Genomic DNA, 16,576 nt, shown 5'->3' on the forward strand with positions numbered 1-16,576 from the left:
TCACCCTGACCGCCCGGTAGACTCGCCGACGCACTTCGGGATGTAGCGCAGCTTGGTAGCGCACCTCGTTCGGGACGAGGGGGTCGCAGGTTCAAATCCTGTCATCCCGACCAATGTGATGTCTCAGGACATCGGAATAGCTCGAACCTGCAACTCGTGGGTTCGGGCTATCCCCTTTGCTGAACTACGACGTCGATCAGGCTGCCCTCACGCCGTGACGGATGTGACTCCCGGCTGGCCTGACCAGCCATCAGCGCGGCACGTCTAGCGCACCCGCGGTCCTGCGTTCAAAATGTCGGGAAGTAATCGTCTCTTCGGATAGTCCGGGCGTCGGGACGACCAGCATCGGCTTTGTCTCGCTGCCCGAGGGTCGGCATCGGTTGAAAGGAGGCGTCGCCGAGATGAGGACGCCGAGCAGGCCGCCGCTCATGGGAGCGCTTCTGCGCATGCCCGACGAAGTAGTGAACCTGAGGATCGTCTCGGAAGCGATCTCGGCGCCGCCGTCTACGACGAGTTGCGCCGCCTGCCCGTCGAACTGAACAACACCTCGATCGTTCAGCGAAGATGACCGACAGTCGCGGCGGAGCAGCCAAGGGTTCGCAACGAGGTGGGCAATATCGCATACCCGTCGAATGCGTGCCCGATCCGGTCGTCTCAGGCTGCGGGCACTTCCTCGTCGACATCGAAGTCGACGGCAACGTGGTACGTGCGGCCTTGGACACCGGCGTACCCCGAACCTTGCTCTTCGACGTGCCGTCCTCGGCTGCCTTGGTTGGCACACGCCGAACTTCTGGCGCTTTCGGCGTCGGAGAGGTGGCGGAGTGGGAGGTCGGCGAGATCCGCCTAGGCTCGTTGCGCGCCGGGCCAGTCACGGTCCATCACATCAGTCGCGGCCGTGAACGCCACCCGGTGGTCGGACTCGACGTACTAGGCCAGGGGTCGTGGCAGCTCGCCCCGGGCAGCCGAACGCTCGTCACGCACGTTCCATTCCTCGGCGGCTCGACACTCAGGTCGGCGGCCAACGGACACCTACTCACCGAAATGCGATGGTCAGACGGCGTGGCTTCGGCCCTGTGGGACACCGGAGCCGGGATCACGTTGATCGATCGGCGCTTCGCCGCCGCACATCCACATCTGTTCCAGCCCGCAGGAGTCGCAAAGGCGACGGATATCACCGGAGCGAACAGCGAAGTCGAGCTCGCAAACGTACCGGGATACGAAATCGAAGGAGTCCCCTTCGTCGGGCACCTTGTCGCCATCACGGATCTGCCAGCAGTTCCCGAGCCCATCGACGCGGCCATCGGATTCCCGACCATCGTCCAGGCCCGGTGGACGGTCGACCTCCGTGCTCGGCGCTGGCACATAGAACGACGACTTGCGCAGTGACGCCGAGGGGTCACGTAGTTGGCGGTTTGCGGCCTTGATTACGCCGAGATCGTCAACGTCGGCGCAGGCCCGCGCTCCCTTGCGCCGTACATTCGACGCGATGCCGACCACTGATCACGTCGTCGCCGTCCTCGGCGCGGCCGGGTCGGTCGGGTCCGCCGTCGAGTCGGGTCTGCGGCGCGCCGGACATGTGACAACCGGCATCGACGACCGCGGCTTGGCAACCGGCCCGCAGATCGAAGCGGCGATCCGCGCCGCTGTCCCCGATGGCGCGACCGCGGTCGTCGACACCGGCTTCTTCGACACCTCACCGGTGGTAGCCGGGCTCGCCGGCACTGCTCCCGAGACCTGGCGGCAACAAGCCGAGCAGCCGTTGCGCCGGGCACTGCACGTGCTGCAGGCCGCGCACCGCTGTCTTCGCCCGGAAGGCGGCACGATTGTCGTCCTGCTGCCCTCCGTGGTCATGTCGGGAGCCGCCGAGGTGGTCGGCTGGGTCTGTGCAGCCGAGGGGTACCGGTCGCTGGCGAAGGCCGCGGCCCGAGCCTGGGGCAACGAAGGGACCACATTGAAGGTGATGCTCGTCCCGGCGGGCATCGTCACGGCCGCGGCCATCGACCGGCCCGGTCTGCAACCGCCGGCGCTCGGCCGCGCTCCCGATCTGTCCGCGGACATCGCGCCGGCGTTGAGCGCCTTGCTCGACCCGCGGCTCGGCGGGGTCACCGGACTGACCCTCGCGGTCGACGGCGGCGTCTGGATGACGTCATGAGCGGCCCGCTGGCCGGCAAGGTCGTGCTGGTCACCGGAGGCGGCGCCGGTCTCGGCCGCGCCATCTGCGTCGACGCGGCTCGCCACGGCGCTTCGGTGGTCATCGCCAGCCCCGGCCGAAACGGCGCCGACACCGCCACCCTCGTCAACGAGGTCGGCGTCGGGTGCCACGTCCCCACCGACGTCACTGTGCTGGCCGACGTAGGGCAGGCGGTCACGGTCGCAGTCGAGAAGTTCGGACGCCTCGACGCGATCGTTCACAACGCGACGAGCCGTCTTTCCAGCGAGGTCGAAACGATTGACGAGCTCACAGACGAGGCGTGGGACGACCACGTGGCGGTCTCACTCACGGGTGCCTATCACTGCGCTGTCGCGGGCTTCGCCGCGCTTCGCGACACCGGCGGACGCTACGTCCTGATGACCTCGCCCGCCGGCATCGAAGGCAGCGCCAATCGGCCTGCGTACTCGGCGGTGAAGGGCGCCGTGCGCAGCATGGTCAAAAGCCTCGCGCTGGAATGGGGAGCCGCTGGAATCACCGTCGTCGGCGTCTCACCGCTTGCCATGACGCCCGCGATGGCGAACGCCTACGACGCGGACCCGGCGTTGAAAGACCGGCTGGCGAAGCTGGTCCCACTCGGCCGAGTCGGCGACGCCGCGACAGATGTCGCTCCCGTCGTACGGTTCTTGCTCGAGGACGACTCCCGCTACATCACCGGGCAGACGATCATCGTCGACGGCGGAAGGTTCACGACACTGTGAGCGCCCCGCGCGCCTTGCACAGCGGGAGTATGTCGCTTCGGCTCTATCCGCACCTGGAGCTATCACCCGTCGACGTCGTTGCCGAGCTGCTCGCCCAGGCTCGGCTCGCCGAACAGGCGGGCTTCGACGGGTTCATGACCAGCGAGCACCACAACGGCTTCGCCGGGTACCTGCCCAACCCGATCCAGGTTGCGGGGTGGGTGCTCGACTCGACCGACCGCGCCTGGGCAGCGCCGTGCCCGCTGCTGTTGCCGTTGCGCCCGACCGCCCTCGTGGCCGAAGAGATCGCCTGGCTTGCCGCCCGCTTCCCCGGCCGGGTCGCGGTCGGGACGGCCGCCGGTTCCCTCGAGGCGGACTTCGACATCGCCGGTACGACGAAAGACGACCTGACGCGCCGGTACGCCGACGCCCTGACGACGTTGAGCGCGATGCTGCTCGGGCGCGACCCCGGACCGCTTCTCGACGACCCGGCGATCAGTCGCTGCGCGACTCATCCTGTGCCGGTGGTCAGCGCGGCGATGAGTCCGGCGGCGTGCCGTCGCGCCGCGCAGGCCGGGGTGGGCCTTCTCTTCGACTCGCTGACCACGGTCAGCCGCTGCCGCGAGCTCGCCGACGCTTACCGTGACGCCGGCGGTGCCGGACCGATCGCCTTGATCCGACGAGCCTGGCCCGGTCCGCAGCAGACCGAACGGCACGAAGACCAGCTGCGCCTCTACCGCAGCTACGCGACGCAAACCGCAGCCGGACACTGGAGCGAGGACCAGCCCGCCACCGGCGACGCGACATCGATCGCCGAGACCCTCATCGAGCAGGTCACCGCGGTGGGAGCGACCTGCCTGAACATTCGCGTGCACACGCCGGGCATGGCCGTGGCCGAAGCGCGCGCACACATCGCCGGGCTGGCGGAGGTCGTGCGGATTCTCCGCCGCGACTGGCCGTGACCTGCTGGCAGTGCGACGGACGCCCCGGAGCGCGCCTCGTCAGTGACGGAACAGCGCGAGGACGGTGACGTCGTCGTCTTGCCCGCCGCCACCCGGAGCCGCCAGAAGAATCTGCCGCAACAGCTCGTCAGCGTCGGCGGTCGTACCGGCCGCTGATGTCGCGGCGAGCAGGCGTCGTACGCCGTCTTCGATGTCCTGCCCGCGCCGCTCGACCAGCCCGTCGGTGAGCGCAACGATGCCCGCGCCGCGCGGCACGCGCAGCAGCGTCGTCTGCCGGGGTTCGATGTCGATGCCCAGTGGCGCGCCGACCCGGGCGTCGGCGATACGGTTGCCGGCGGGCCCGACCGAAATCGGCGGCAGATGCCCCGCCGAGGCGATCTCCACCTCACCGGTCGCGGGCTCGATCAGGAGGTAGAGCAGGGTCACGAGCTGCGCCGGGTCGACGGCCGCGAAGAACGCGTCGATCTTCGCGAACACCGCGGCCGGCGCCGGATCCTCCACCGCGTAGGCGAGGACGGCACTTCGGATCTGCGCCATCGATGCCGCCGCCTCGATACCGCGTCCCATGACGTCACCGACCACGGCGACGACTCGACCGTCCGTGCACCTGAGCACGTCGTAGAAGTCGCCGCCCGCTTCGTGCTGTCCCGCCGGGCTGTAGTGCGCGGCGACCGACCATCCGTCGATCCGCGGGGTGCGTTCCGGCAGGAGGGCGCGCTGCAGGTTCAGTGCGGCTTTGCGTTCCGCGGCGTCGATCTCGGTACGCAGCAGGGTCTGCGCGGTCTGCGCGGCGAGCGCCAGCACGAACTCACGCTCGTTGTCACCGAACAGCCGCCGGGTGGCGAAGCTGAACCGCAACGCACCCAGGATCCGACCACCCGCGAGCAGCGGCACCGCGCACATCGACTGGGTACTCGCTTCGAACCCGCGCAGCGCGGGGAACTCCCGATCCCGCTCCTCGCGGGACTCCAGCCACACCGCCTTGCCGGTCCGCAACGCGGTCGCAGCCGGTAGCGGAGCGTCGAGGCGCTCGTCGCGGAGCGCGCCGACCAGCGCCTCGCCGTACCCGACGACGCCCGGCACCGCGACGTGGATGCCGTCCGCCGCGGGGACCAGCAAGCCACCGCCGGCGGCATCCAGCGCGGCGACCCCCTCGGAGACGACGACGGCTGCGACGTCCTCCGGCGCGCGCGTGTTGGCCAGCGCCGCTGTGACGCGCTGTAGTCGCGCGGCGCGATCGGTCGAGCGCTGCAACGCGGTGAGTCGCTCGACTTCTTCGAGCATGCGCGTCTCGAACGGAACAACCGGTGCCGGGGGGAGGCCTCGCGCCCCGTCGCGGATGCCCCGCACGACGGCTTCGACGTACCAGCGCCGGAACAGCCGGTGGGAGGCCGGCGCCTCGAGAGTGAGCAGGCGCGCGGCCCTGGCGTAGGAGTCGGCTTCGTCGAGGGCGGCCAGGTAGGCCTCCCCAGCATCCGCCGCGCGCTCCGGAAGGCGGAGCATCAGGTTGGTGCGTACCTCTCCGCGCCGAGCTGCGGCGAGCGCCTGCCGCTTGATGGCATCGCGCGCGGCGCTGAACCCGTAGACCACGGTCTGGATCAGGCCGGCAAGGTGGTCCGGCACGTCCTCACCGAGGACGCCGGCGGACGCGGCGAGGCTGAACTCGCGAACCAGGTTGTCGATGTGGGACTTCGCCTCGATCAGCAGATCCGTCGGGACGTCACCTAGAACGACAGTGAAGTGTGGTTCGGCCGAGTCCTCCGGTGCGTCGTCGTCCCAAGCAGCCAGCAGCCTGTCGATGTCGACTTGCGGGTCAGGAGAAGCGCCGGCGTCGAACTCCGCCCACACCGTCTTGCCGTCCTCGCGGCGCTCGACGCCCCACCGAGTCGCGACGCCTTCGACCAACGCGATCCCGCGGCCGGTCATGTTGGTCGCGCTCGCCGCGGGGCGCACCGGGGCCCGCCGGCTCCCATCGCTGACCTCGATCCGGATGCAACTACTACCTCCGCTGACCGTCACCGCGATCGGGCCGGCTCCGTGCTGGACGGCATTCGCGAGCAGTTCCGCGGCGGCGAGCGTCACGTCATCGACATTGGACGCTCGTCGCTCGACGACCTGACGCTCGACAAAACCGCGGGCCGCGCGGATCGCAGTCGCACCGGCGTCGGCCGGCAGGTCATGGCGGCGCGCAGCAAGCGAGCACGCCACGGCGTCAGACACCCGCTTGCCTCCGGCGCGCTCGTTCACGAATGTGGCCATCCTCGACAGGATCGATGCCCGTTCGGTGACTCAGCCAACCACGCCAGCCTCAGAAGCATGACCGTGCCGCCACCCTGCGAAGATGACGCCCTGCGAAGATGACGCCATGCGAAAGATCGGCTTGCTCGGCGCCACCGGCTACACCGGCCGGCTCACGGCGACCGAGTTCGCGCTCCGCGAGATTCCGGTGCGGCTGGGCGGTCGGTCGGAGCAGCGCCTCGCCAAGGTCGACACCGCTGAGGGCGCCGAGCGAGTGGTCGTCGACACCACCGACCGGGCGGCACTTGCGCGCTTCCTCGACGGGCTCGATGTCGTGATCTCGACCGTCGGACCTTTCGAGCTCCTCGGGCGACCCGTGGTCGACGCAGCGGTCGCAGCCGGGGTGCACTATGTCGACTCGACCGGCGAGCCCGACTTCATGCGCTGGGCGTACGACGCGCACTCCGCCGCGCGTACCGCCGTCGTACCCGCCTGTGGCTACGACTACGTCCCGAGCGACCTCGCCGCGCGAGTCGCCGCCGACACGCTGGACGGGCCTGCCGAGCGGATCGACATCGGGTACTCGATGAGGGGGATGAAACCGACCCGCGGCACGGCGCGCAGCGCACTCGGCGCCGTACTGGCGACGCCGGATCCCCAGATCAAACGGTCGACGGTCAACACCAGGCCGGCGCTCCAAGTGCCACTGGGAGACCTGCTCACCACAGGCCGGTGGGCAGGAGCGGCGACGGTCACTGCGAACGTCACCGTGTCGAGGGCGGCTCGCGCGATCGTGCCGGTGATGGGTCCGGCGACCGGACCGCTACTGAAGGTGAGCGCGCCGCTGCTGCGACGGCTCGTCGAGCGGATGCCGGAAGGACCGACCGACCAGATGCGGGCGCAGGCCCATGCGTCGGTGTCCGCGACGGCGAACCGCGCGGGCAGGTCGGCGACCGTCACGGTCGACGTCAACGACGTCTACGCCTTCACCGCGCTGTCGCTGGTGGAGTTCGCGCTCCGCGTCGACGGCGCCGGCCCGATGTCGCCCGCAGAAGCGGTCGACGCCAAGGAGATGCTCGACGCGCTCACCGGTCCGCTGCTGTCCTGGCAGCGCCACTGACCGCTCCCCGCCCCCGTTTCCCGTCCCCCGAAGTAGCACACAACTACGCCGCGGCGGCACCGAAATGCGGCGGTTTGCCCGATTCGGCGGGCACTTCGTGTGCTACTTCGGGAAAGCGGGGTGGGGTGTAGGGGGCCGCGGGTCAGCGGGCGATGAGGAGCTCGGCGATCTGAACCGCGTTGAGTGCGGCGCCCTTACGCAGGTTGTCGCCGCTGACGAACAGGACGAGCCCGCGGCCGTTGGCGACTCCCGGGTCCTGGCGAAGCCGGCCGACGTAGCTCGGGTCGGCACCGGCGGCCATCAACGGCGTGGGCACGTCGGTGAGTACGACGCCGGGCGCGTCGGCGAGCAGCTCGCGGGCGCGCTCGACCGGCATCGGCTCGGCGAACTCGGCGTTGATCGACAGCGAGTGACCGGTGAAGACCGGGACGCGTACGCAGGTGCCCGACACCGCGAGGTCGGGAATGCCCAGGATCTTGCGGCTCTCGTTGCGGAGCTTCTTCTCCTCGTCGGTCTCGAACTCGCCGTCGTCGACGATCGATCCGGCCATCGGGAGCACGTTGAACGCGATCGGCGCAACGTACTTCTCCGGTTGCGGGAAGGTCACCGCGTTGCCGTCGTGGGTCAGCTCGGCCGCGCGGTCGACGACTTGCCGCACCTGCTTGTCGAGCTCGTCCACCCCGGCGCCGCCACTGCCGGACACCGCCTGGAAGGTGGTGACCACCAGCCGGGTGAGGCCCGCCGCCGCGTGCAGCGGCCGCAGCGGTGGCATCGCGACCATCGTGGTGCAGTTCGGGTTGGCGATGATGCCCTTGCGGGCTTCGGCCACCGCGTCGGGATTGACCTCACTGACGACCAGCGGCACGTCCGGGTCCATGCGCCAGGCCGAGGAGTTGTCGATGACGGTGACGCCGGCAGCGGCGAACCGTTCGGCTTGTGCCCTGGAGGTCGCTGCGCCGGCCGAGAACAACGCGACGTCGAGGCCGCTCGGATCGGCGACGGCGGCGTCCTCGACCACGACGTCACTGCCCTGCCACGGCAGCGTCGTACCTGCCGAGCGGGCTGAGGCGAAATAGCGGATCTGCTCGACCGGGAAGTCACGCTCGGCGAGCAGCTTGCGCATGACGGCGCCGACCTGACCGGTCGCGCCGACGACGCCGACCTTCATCGCTGACCTCTCATCGTCCGGACCCGGCGTGCACGGCGGCCGGAGCGCCGTCCGGGTCGTCGAGCCCGAACGCCTCGTGGATCGCGCGCACCGCGGACGGTACGTCGGTGTCCTGGCACACGACCGAGATCCGGATCTCCGACGTCGAGATGTTCTGCACGTTGACTCCGGCGGAGGCCAGCGCCTCGAAGAACGTCGCCGACACCCCGGGATGCGAGCGCATGCCCGCGCCGACGAGGGAGACCTTCCCGACGTGGTCGTCGTAGAGCAGCGACTCGAAGCCGATCGAACCGCGGGCCTTCTCCAGCGCCTGCATCGCGGTCTGACCGTCGGCCTTGGGCAGGGTGAACGACACGTCGGTACGACCGGTCGACCCGGACACGTTCTGCACGATCATGTCGATGTTCACCCCGGCGTCGGCGACGACGCGGAAGATGCCGGCGGCCTCACCGGGCTTGTCCGGCACGCCGACCACGGTGACCCGCGCCTCGGCGAGGTCGTGCGCGACTCCGGAGATGATCGCCTGCTCCACCAGTTCCTCCTCGGGAATGCGGACGACCCAGGTGCCCTCGCGGTCGGAGAACGACGAGCGGACATGGATCGGTACGCCGTAACGGCGGGCGTACTCGACGCAACGCAACATCAGCACCTTCGCGCCGCTGGCTGCCATCTCGAGCATCTCGTCGTAGGAGATTCGATCGAGCTTGCGCGCGGTGCCGACGATCCGTGGGTCGGCGGAGTAGACCCCGTCGACGTCGGTGTAGATCTCGCACACGTCCGCTGCCATCGCGGCGGCGAGCGCGACGGCAGTCGTGTCCGAACCGCCGCGGCCGAGCGTGGTGATGTCCTTGGTGTCCTGAGACACGCCCTGGAACCCGGCGACGATGCAGATGCTGCCGGCGGCGAGAGCCTCCTGGATCCGGCCCGGCGTGACGTCGATGATGCGGGCCTTGCCGTGCACCGAGTCGGTGATCACGCCGGCCTGTGACCCGGTGAACGAACGCGCCTCGAAGCCGAGGTTCGCGATCGCCATGGCGAGCAGCGCCATCGAGATCCGCTCACCGGAGGTCAGCAGCATGTCGAGCTCGCGCGGCGGCGGCAGCGGCGAGACCTGCTGCGCCAGGTCGAGCAGCTCGTCGGTCGTGTCCCCCATCGCTGAGACGACAACGACGACGTCGTTGCCGGCACGGCGTGAGTCGACGATCCGCTGTGCCACCCGCTTGATGCGCTCGGCGTCACCGACCGACGACCCGCCGTACTTCTGGACGACGAGAGCCATGAGTTAAAGGATACGGATCGTGCCCCGTCGACCGATTTCGATTTTCGCCGCCCTCGCCGCCGCCGCCACGCTGCTCACCGGTGCCGTCGCGCTCCAGCCCGCCGCCGCCGCGACGGCCACGAAGGTGCCCGTCGTCGCCTGTCCCACCACCCGCGGCGTGAGCGGGCACCCGCCGGCCAAGTACGCCGACCGACTGGCGACCAACGCGCCTGCCGCACTCGCGGCACACCTCGCCTATTACAGCGACAACGTCCGCAACCTCACCCCGGTCCTCGCCCCGCGCGGCTGGAAGTGCCGGGTCACGATCGGCGCGGACGGCGGCACTTCGGTAACGATCTACCCCGCATCCGCGACACCGACTGCCAAGACGGGCGTCACCGTCCGTTCCGAGCCGGCCTGCGAAGGCTGCGTCTGGGGATTGGTCTGCGATCTTGTCCCTGGCAGCGCCAAGCAGGTCGGCGCCGATCAGCCCGCCTGCCCGACGACCCGTCCGAAGCGCGAGCGGGTCAAGTTCGAACGCGGGCGCCCGCACGCCACCGGGCGGGTGCAGGACGTGGTGGTGTTCCAGGACCCGGCCGGGGTGAAGGGTGACGGCGTACCGTCCGGCGGTCCCGACCCCGCCAACGGCGTGCTGCTCTACGACTGGGACCAGCGCGACGGCGGGGCGGCATCGCTCGAGACGTGCACGTTGCCGACGGCCGAGTTCTCGACCTGCGCTGCCAGCGCCAGCAACTTCGGCGCTCGCAACTGGGGCATGCCCTAGGAGCTAGGAGTAGGCGCGCCGGCCCTCGAACGCTCGGCCGAGGGTGACCTCGTCGGCGTACTCCAGGTCACCGCCGACCGGCAGCCCCGAGGCCAGCCGCGTCACCTTCACGCCCATCTCTCGCACCAGACGCGCGAGGTACGTCGCGGTCGCCTCGCCTTCCAAGTTCGGGTCGGTGGCGAGGATCAGCTCGGTGACCGCGCCGTCGGCGAGCCGCGTCATCAACTCGCGGATCCGCAGGTCGTCAGGACCGACGCCCTCGATCGGCGAGATCGCCCCACCCAGCACGTGGTAGCGGCCCCGGAACTCCCTCGTCCGCTCGATCGCAACGACGTCCTTCGGCTCCTCGACCACGCAGATGACCGACAGGTCGCGGCGCGGGTCGAGGCACACCCGGCACTGCTCCGCCTCGGAGACGTTGCCGCAGATGGTGCAGAACCGGACCTTGTCCTTCACTTCGGTGAGCGCGACCGCGAGCCGTCGTACGTCGACCGGGTCCGCCGCCAGCAGGTGGAAGGCGATGCGCTGGGCGCTCTTCGGACCCACGCCCGGAAGCCGACCGAGCTCGTCGATCAGGTCCTGGACCGGTCCTTCGTACAACGCGCGCGCCTAGAAGCCCGGGATGCCCAGCGTGCCGCCCATCCCGCCGGCCAGCGGCCCCATCGTCTGGGCGGCCAGCTCGTCCGCGGATCGCTTCGCGTCGCGCACGGCGGCCACCACGAGGTCTTGCAAGGTCTCGATGTCGTCCGGGTCGACCGCGGCCGGTGCGATCTCGAGGGCGGTCAGCTCTCCGGCACCAGTCATCGTCGCTTTCACCAGACCGCCGCCGGCGCTGCCCTCGACGACCGTCGCGGCGATCTGCTCCTGGGCGGCGAGCAGCTGCTGCTGCATCTTCTGGGCCTGCTTCATCAGCTGCTGCATGTTGGGCTGCGGAGGCATGCGCTGAGCCTACGGCCCGCATCGGACGCGGACCGGGCATGGCGTTGCGAACCTTCAGGTCTGGTCGATCTCACCTATGACTTGAGCGCCTAGACCTTCCTGCAGCAGCGCGAGCGCGGAGGCCTCCTGGTCGGTCGCTGCGCCTTCGTCGACGTCGTCGGAGTCCGCGATCTCCTCCGGGGTGATCTCGGCGACTGGCTCCGGGGCGACGTGGCGCTCGGACTCCGCGGCGGCCGGTGGCGCAGGTGAGCCGGCACCCCCGGCGTTTGCGCTCACCTTGAGCTCCACACCGACCACCGTCCGCAGAGCTGCCGTGACGGTGCCGCTCACGTCGCGAGCGAAGCGCTCGGCCAACGACGCGCTCGAGAACGACAACGTGAGCCGGTTCCCTTCCAGCGACTCGATCTGGGCCGACAGCATCAGCGCGTGCGCGGTGCGGCTCTCGCTGCGAACCGCGTCGAGCACGCTGTCCCACAGCCGGCGCAGCATGACGACGTCGACGGCGCCGCCGACGGCCGGCGCGGGAGCGGCAGGTTCAGGAGCCTGCGCGGTGGAGTGGGCCGCCGGCTCCGCGACAGGCGACGCGGCGGGCGAAGCCGGCGAAGCCGGTACGGGCACGGCTCTCGCGGTTGCGGGGGTCTCAGGAGCCGCCGCAGCGGGCTCGGTCGCCGCTACCGACGGGGCGGCGCTGACGCCGCCCGCGGCGAGGCGGCGTTCGATCCGGTCGAGGCGCGACAGGACCGCGGCCGCGTCGTCGGTCGCCGCGGGCAGCAGCACGCGGGCGCATGCGAGCTCGAGCACCAGACGCGGCGACGTCGTACCCCGCATGTCGACCAGCGCCGTCGCCATGACCTCGGCGGCGTGGGTCAGTGACGCGCGGCCGAGCCGGCCGGCCTGTCCGCGCATGCGGTCGAGCGCGTCGCTCGGAACGTCGAGCAAGCCCGCCTCGCCGGCGTCGGGAACGGCGTCGAGCACCAGCAGGTCACGGAAGCGTTCGAGCAGGTCCTGCGCGAAGCGGCGCGGATCGAGCCCGGCCTCGATGACCCGGTCGACGGAGGTGAACACGGCGGCCCCGTCCGAGGAGGCGAAGGCATCGACAGCCTCGTCGAGCAACGTGGCGTCGGTGTAGCCGAGCAGCGACAGCGCCCGTTCGTAGCTGATCCGCTCACCGCCCGAGCCCGCCGCGAGCTGGTCGAGGATCGACTGCGCGTCACGCGCGGACCCGGCGCCCGCGCGGACCACCAGCGGCAGCACGAGCGGGTCGACGTCGATGCCTTCGCGCTCGCACAGCGAGGCCAGATGGTCCCGCATGACCTGCGGCGGGATGAGCCGGAACCGATAGTGGAAGGTCCGCGACTTGATGGTCGTGAGGACCTTGTCGGGTTCGGTCGTCGCAAAGACGAACTTGACGTGCGGCGGGGGTTCCTCGACCACCTTGAGCAGCGCGTTGAACGCCGCCGAAGTGATCATGTGAGCCTCGTCGATCACGTAGACCTTGAACTGCGAGGACACCGGGGCGAAGAACGCGCGCTCGCGTAGGTCCCGGGCGTCGTCGACGAGTCCGTGCGACGCCGCGTCGATCTCGATCACGTCGAGTGAGCCGGGTCCGTTCGGCGCCAGCGCGACGCACGAGTCACACACCCCGCACGGCTTGGAGGTGGGGCCTTTCTCGCAGTTCAGCGACCGCGCCAGGATGCGCGCGCTGGAGGTCTTCCCGCAGCCGCGCGGTCCGCTGAACAGGTACGCGTGGTGGATCCGCCCGGAGTCGAGCGCTGCGCAGATCGGCTCGGTGACGTGTTCCTGGCCGACCACCTCGGCAAACGTGGCCGGGCGGTACTTGCGATACAGCGCGAGCGACATTCGGTAGTTCGGCCTCCAAGAGAAGGACCCCTCGCACACCCGCCAGAGCCCGCTTGCCCTTGCTGCCTTCCGGCCCTGGGGGATTGGGCGAGGTGACGCCGCGCGAGGGGTCGCGGCCCACTGTAGTGGCGGGCGCTCGCCTCCCGCGACCGGCGGTTGTGGACCTAGGATGGCCGACGGAGGATTCGCCTAGTTGGCCTATGGCGCACGCTTGGAAAGCGTGTTGGGGGCAACCCCTCGCGAGTTCGAATCTCGCATCCTCCGCCGATTGCGCGAACTGGACATTGTTCGCAAAGTGCTAACTGTTGCAAGCGCCCGACACGCGATCTGACCTGCGCGTTTGGGTGATCCGAGCGTGGCCGGTTAGGCTGGTGCTTGCTTCGAGCAAACGCTCGAGTCCCTTTCAGTGCGCCGAGTCCTGTCGGCTGAAGGGGTCGTCTGTGACCACGACAGGACCGGGGGACCCACCCGCGAGGCCGCGTCAGAGAGCGCGTCTCGCATGGGGTGAAGCCGTTGCTTGCAGCGGCCGGGCACCTTCCAGCCCGAACCCGTCAGCTCACTTCGGAGGCGCGAGGAAGGGATCTTGCTATGCCTGCACGCCGTTATCGCGGCCGCCATCGAAAGCCCACCACCTCCGCTCGGGTCGCTGCCGTCGGCGTGATGGGCGTCGGCGCCGCGGCGGCCAGCGTGCTCACGCCGACCGCCGCCCACGCCGTCACCGCGACCGCCACGGACACCCAATGGGACCGGGTCGCGCAGTGCGAGTCCGGGGGCAACTGGCACATCAACACCGGCAACGGCTACTACGGCGGTCTGCAGTTCGCGGCCACCACGTGGAGCTCGTTCGACGGCCCGGGCTACGCCCCGCGCGCCGACCTCGCCAGTCGCGAGCAGCAGATCGACATCGCCAACAAGGTGCTCGCCGCCGAGGGCTGGAACGCCTGGCCGGTCTGCTCGCAGGACGCCGGTCCGGCCGGACCGCCGGACGCGCAGACGCGCGGCAACGCCCACCTGCGCCGCGCCAAGCACCACCGCAAGACGCTCCAGGCCGAGCCAGAGAAGGTCGCCCGCTCCTGGGAGCGGATCTACGTCGTACGACGAGGCGACAGCCTCTACTCGATCGCCCGCGCGAAGCGCGTCGAGGGCGGCTGGCAAGCCCTCTACGAACACAACCGCGCCGTGGTGGGCGACAACCCGCAGCACCTGGACGTGGGCGCGCGGCTCGCGTATTGACTGCGCGAGCTGCGGTGGTGAGCCACTGCGGTGGGCGGAGTTGACATTCACCGGCGGTTCAGCGGAAGTTCCGGCGGAGCCGGGCGCGCCGGGGTTGTGCGCGGCGGCGCCTGCCCATAGCCTGCGGGCAGCGCCGAGCAACCGCTCGGAGCCCGCTGGCGCGCCGAGTCCTGCCGGCCAGCGGGTTACACGTACTACCTCGGCAGGACCGGGGGACCCACGCGCGGGAGACGTCCTCGACCGATCCCGCATGGGGTGAAGCCGGCATTCGTGCCGGCCGGGCACCTTCCAGCCCGAACCCGTCAGCTCACTTCGGAGGCGCGAAGGAAGGGCTGACCGTGCTTCGAATCGCTGGCATCGCCGCCGTGGGTGTGAGCCTGCTCGCGGCCGTCCCGGTGCACGCCGCGCCGAGCGCCACCGACGCCCAATGGGCACGGGTGGCCCACTGCGAGTCGGGCGGCAACTGGCACCTCGACACCGGCAACGGCTACTACGGCGGGCTTCAGTTCTCGGCGTCCACCTGGGCCCACTACAGCGGGCGGCAGTACGCGGCGCGGCCGGACCTGGCCAGCCGCGTCCAGCAGATCGACGTCGGCAACCGGGTGTACGCCGCCGAAGGCTGGAGCCCGTGGCCGACCTGCCGACCTCACTCCTGACGCAGGCTGGCCAGCATCTTGGCGAAGTCGCGGTCGTTGCCCGCTCCGCCGCCGTTGACGTACGCGAGCACGTAGTCCTGACCGCCGACGCTGAACAGATACAGCTCCCCTGGCGCCCCAGCCACGCTGACGTCGGCTTCGACCGCCTCGCCGGCCGTCGGCAGCTGTACCTCGCGGATCGTGTTCGGGTCGAGCGTCGCACCGTCGGAGACCAGGTCAGGTGAGGTACGCATCCGCTGCGCCGCCTCGTCGGGATCGAAGGGCTGCTCGCCGCCGAAGATGAGGTTCAGCGAGACCTGCGCGTCCGGGCCGTCGAGCACGAGCGAGTCCGGCAGCGCCTCTCCGGCGTGATCCTCCGACCAGGCCGACGGCGCCGTCAGGGCCAGCCCGCCGACGTCGTACGAGGTGCCCGGACCAACCGCGACGACGATCGCCGCAACCGTGATGACGCCGTTGAAGCAGGCGTGCGCCGCCATCGAGGATGCCAGCCCTCGTTTGAGGTACAGGCCGCCGAGCGCGGCGCCGAGCAGCGTGTAGTAGACGATCGCGGCCGGGATGAAGTGCCAGACCGCGAAGAACACGGCCGAGCCGAACACCGCCGTACGCGTCCCACGCCCGCGCAACGACTCGAGCAGAAGGCCGCGAAAGAGGATCTCCTCGACCAGCGGCGCGATCGCGACCGTCAGCAGTGTCATGACGACGACGTGGGTGGGGTCGCCCTCGTCCATCAGCAGCAGGATTCGCGGGTCGGGATTGACGTGTCCGGCCACCAGGCTCGACAGCCCGAGGATCCCGCCGCCGAGCCCGAGCCCGAGCACGCCGCCGTTGGCGATCCGCGCCGCGAGCGACCCGTCGCCCCACCGCAGCCGGACCTTCGGGGTGATCTGGCTGACCATGAGCACACCGACCACCGCGTAGACGACGACAGTCAGCACGAGGTCGGTGCGGATCAGCGTGTCCTGGCTGATCGAGTCGTCGCGCGAGAGCAGGTAGGCCGCCAACTGCATCAGGCCGCCGAATCCGATCGACGCGCTGACCAGGGTCAACGCCCGACGCGACAGCAGCCGGCCGTCGGCACCGACGTCCGTCAGCGGCTGAGGCGCTGCGTGGGGCCAGGCCGAAACCGCGACAGGGAGCGCCTCAGGGACCGGCGAGGGCCTGACCGGCGGCAAGAACAGCAGGTAGCACGACGTGCACCACTTGGCCTCACGCGGTGACTGAGCGCCGCATTGGGTGCAGGTCTGCACTACGTCCCATCGACTGCTTCGCGCGACGCCTTGATTCGCCGAACCCGACGCAGGTACGCCGGTCAGGGCGCTCGGGAGCAACCGGGTCTTCGGATCCTGACGGGGTGCTGGGTTCATCGGACGACGATGGAGCCCAGCACTCGCCAGTTCGGTTTGCCGGCGTAGAGCAGGGCGCGGACGCGGTAGTTGTCGAAGTTCCGGAAGCCGAACCCGATCCGTTTG

15 protein-coding genes, 2 tRNA genes, 1 other RNA gene and 2 riboswitches are annotated in these 16,576 nt (G+C 70.1%); of the genes, 10 read left to right on the forward strand and 8 right to left on the reverse strand.

The window, feature by feature from the left end:
• Nucleotides 1-36: 36 nt before the first annotated feature.
• The 5 genes from VG899_08015 to VG899_08035 all read left to right on the forward strand — a co-directional run bounded on the left by VG899_08015 (nucleotide 37) and on the right by VG899_08035 (nucleotide 3,851).
• Nucleotides 37-113 (forward strand) — tRNA-Pro (locus tag VG899_08015).
• A gap of 451 nt (nucleotides 114-564) precedes the next feature.
• Nucleotides 565-1,386: a hypothetical protein gene (locus VG899_08020; protein ID HWA66300.1), complete on the forward strand. Its 822-nt coding sequence runs from the start codon at nucleotides 565-567 to the stop codon at nucleotides 1,384-1,386.
• A gap of 100 nt (nucleotides 1,387-1,486) precedes the next feature.
• Nucleotides 1,487-2,152: an SDR family oxidoreductase gene (locus tag VG899_08025; GenBank protein ID HWA66301.1), complete on the forward strand. Its 666-nt coding sequence runs from the start codon at nucleotides 1,487-1,489 to the stop codon at nucleotides 2,150-2,152.
• Nucleotides 2,149-2,910 (forward strand): SDR family oxidoreductase, encoded by a 762-nt coding sequence (locus VG899_08030; protein HWA66302.1) that lies wholly within the window; start codon nucleotides 2,149-2,151, stop codon nucleotides 2,908-2,910. The genes VG899_08025 and VG899_08030 overlap by 4 nt, the downstream gene beginning before the upstream one ends.
• Nucleotides 2,911-2,939: 29 nt before the next feature.
• Nucleotides 2,940-3,851 (forward strand): LLM class flavin-dependent oxidoreductase, encoded by a 912-nt coding sequence (locus VG899_08035; GenBank protein ID HWA66303.1) that lies wholly within the window; start codon nucleotides 2,940-2,942, stop codon nucleotides 3,849-3,851.
• 39 nt (nucleotides 3,852-3,890) lie between these two features.
• Here VG899_08035 and VG899_08040 read toward each other — a convergent pair whose 3' ends face one another.
• Nucleotides 3,891-6,110, reverse strand: a complete 2,220-nt coding sequence (locus VG899_08040; GenBank protein HWA66304.1) for a SpoIIE family protein phosphatase — start codon at nucleotides 6,108-6,110, stop codon at nucleotides 3,891-3,893.
• A gap of 106 nt (nucleotides 6,111-6,216) precedes the next feature.
• On the opposite strand from VG899_08040, the gene VG899_08045 reads away from it, so the two are divergent.
• Complete coding sequence (locus tag VG899_08045; GenBank protein ID HWA66305.1) at nucleotides 6,217-7,209, forward strand: NAD(P)H-binding protein; 993 nt, start codon at nucleotides 6,217-6,219, stop codon at nucleotides 7,207-7,209.
• A gap of 142 nt (nucleotides 7,210-7,351) precedes the next feature.
• Here the strand turns inward: VG899_08045 and VG899_08050 are convergent, their stop codons facing one another.
• Together VG899_08050 and VG899_08055 are read right to left on the reverse strand one after the other, a co-directional pair.
• Entirely contained in the window at nucleotides 7,352-8,377 is a 1,026-nt protein-coding gene (locus VG899_08050) for an aspartate-semialdehyde dehydrogenase (protein HWA66306.1), read from the reverse strand.
• A 10-nt stretch (nucleotides 8,378-8,387) separates the two neighbouring features.
• A complete protein-coding gene (locus tag VG899_08055; GenBank protein ID HWA66307.1) occupies nucleotides 8,388-9,656 on the reverse strand; it encodes an aspartate kinase in 1,269 nt (422 codons plus the stop codon).
• A 19-nt stretch (nucleotides 9,657-9,675) separates the two neighbouring features.
• On the opposite strand from VG899_08055, the gene VG899_08060 reads away from it, so the two are divergent.
• Nucleotides 9,676-10,419 (forward strand): hypothetical protein, encoded by a 744-nt coding sequence (locus tag VG899_08060; GenBank protein HWA66308.1) that lies wholly within the window; start codon nucleotides 9,676-9,678, stop codon nucleotides 10,417-10,419.
• A 3-nt stretch (nucleotides 10,420-10,422) separates the two neighbouring features.
• On the opposite strand, the gene recR is transcribed toward VG899_08060, so the two are convergent.
• The 4 genes from recR to ffs all read right to left on the reverse strand — a co-directional run bounded on the left by recR (nucleotide 10,423) and on the right by ffs (nucleotide 13,333).
• Nucleotides 10,423-11,019 (reverse strand): recombination mediator RecR, encoded by a 597-nt coding sequence (gene recR, locus VG899_08065; GenBank protein ID HWA66309.1) that lies wholly within the window; start codon nucleotides 11,017-11,019, stop codon nucleotides 10,423-10,425.
• Nucleotides 11,020-11,028: 9 nt separating this feature from the next.
• Nucleotides 11,029-11,358: a YbaB/EbfC family nucleoid-associated protein gene (locus VG899_08070; GenBank protein ID HWA66310.1), complete on the reverse strand. Its 330-nt coding sequence runs from the start codon at nucleotides 11,356-11,358 to the stop codon at nucleotides 11,029-11,031.
• 54 nt (nucleotides 11,359-11,412) lie between these two features.
• On the reverse strand, nucleotides 11,413-13,218 hold the full coding sequence (locus VG899_08075) for a DNA polymerase III subunit gamma and tau (GenBank protein HWA66311.1): 1,806 nt from the start codon (nucleotides 13,216-13,218) through the stop codon (nucleotides 11,413-11,415).
• Between the two features lie 19 nt (nucleotides 13,219-13,237).
• Nucleotides 13,238-13,333: signal recognition particle sRNA small type (ffs, locus tag VG899_08080), an RNA gene on the reverse strand.
• A gap of 63 nt (nucleotides 13,334-13,396) precedes the next feature.
• Between ffs and VG899_08085 the strand changes: the two genes are divergently transcribed.
• The 3 genes from VG899_08085 (at nucleotide 13,397) to VG899_08095 (ending at nucleotide 15,107) form a co-directional block, all read left to right on the forward strand.
• Nucleotides 13,397-13,482 (forward strand) — tRNA-Ser (locus VG899_08085).
• 135 nt (nucleotides 13,483-13,617) lie between these two features.
• Nucleotides 13,618-13,802: riboswitch (cyclic di-AMP (ydaO/yuaA leader) on the forward strand.
• Between the two features lie 4 nt (nucleotides 13,803-13,806).
• The gene (locus VG899_08090; protein HWA66312.1) at nucleotides 13,807-14,451 is read left to right on the forward strand and encodes a transglycosylase family protein; all 645 of its coding nucleotides are present in this window, start codon (nucleotides 13,807-13,809) and stop codon (nucleotides 14,449-14,451) included.
• A 151-nt stretch (nucleotides 14,452-14,602) separates the two neighbouring features.
• A riboswitch (cyclic di-AMP (ydaO/yuaA leader) is annotated at nucleotides 14,603-14,787 on the forward strand.
• Nucleotides 14,788-14,789: 2 nt separating this feature from the next.
• The gene (locus VG899_08095; protein HWA66313.1) at nucleotides 14,790-15,107 is read left to right on the forward strand and encodes a transglycosylase family protein; all 318 of its coding nucleotides are present in this window, start codon (nucleotides 14,790-14,792) and stop codon (nucleotides 15,105-15,107) included.
• On the opposite strand, the gene VG899_08100 is transcribed toward VG899_08095, so the two are convergent.
• Nucleotides 15,098-16,471: a CPBP family intramembrane glutamic endopeptidase gene (locus VG899_08100; GenBank protein HWA66314.1), complete on the reverse strand. Its 1,374-nt coding sequence runs from the start codon at nucleotides 16,469-16,471 to the stop codon at nucleotides 15,098-15,100. The two genes, VG899_08095 and VG899_08100, sit on opposite strands and share 10 nt — an antisense overlap.
• Nucleotides 16,472-16,576: the final 105 nt, after the last annotated feature.

Source organism: Mycobacteriales bacterium (assembly GCA_035550055.1).
GTDB lineage: Bacteria > Actinomycetota > Actinomycetes > JAFAQI01 > JAFAQI01 > DASZTV01.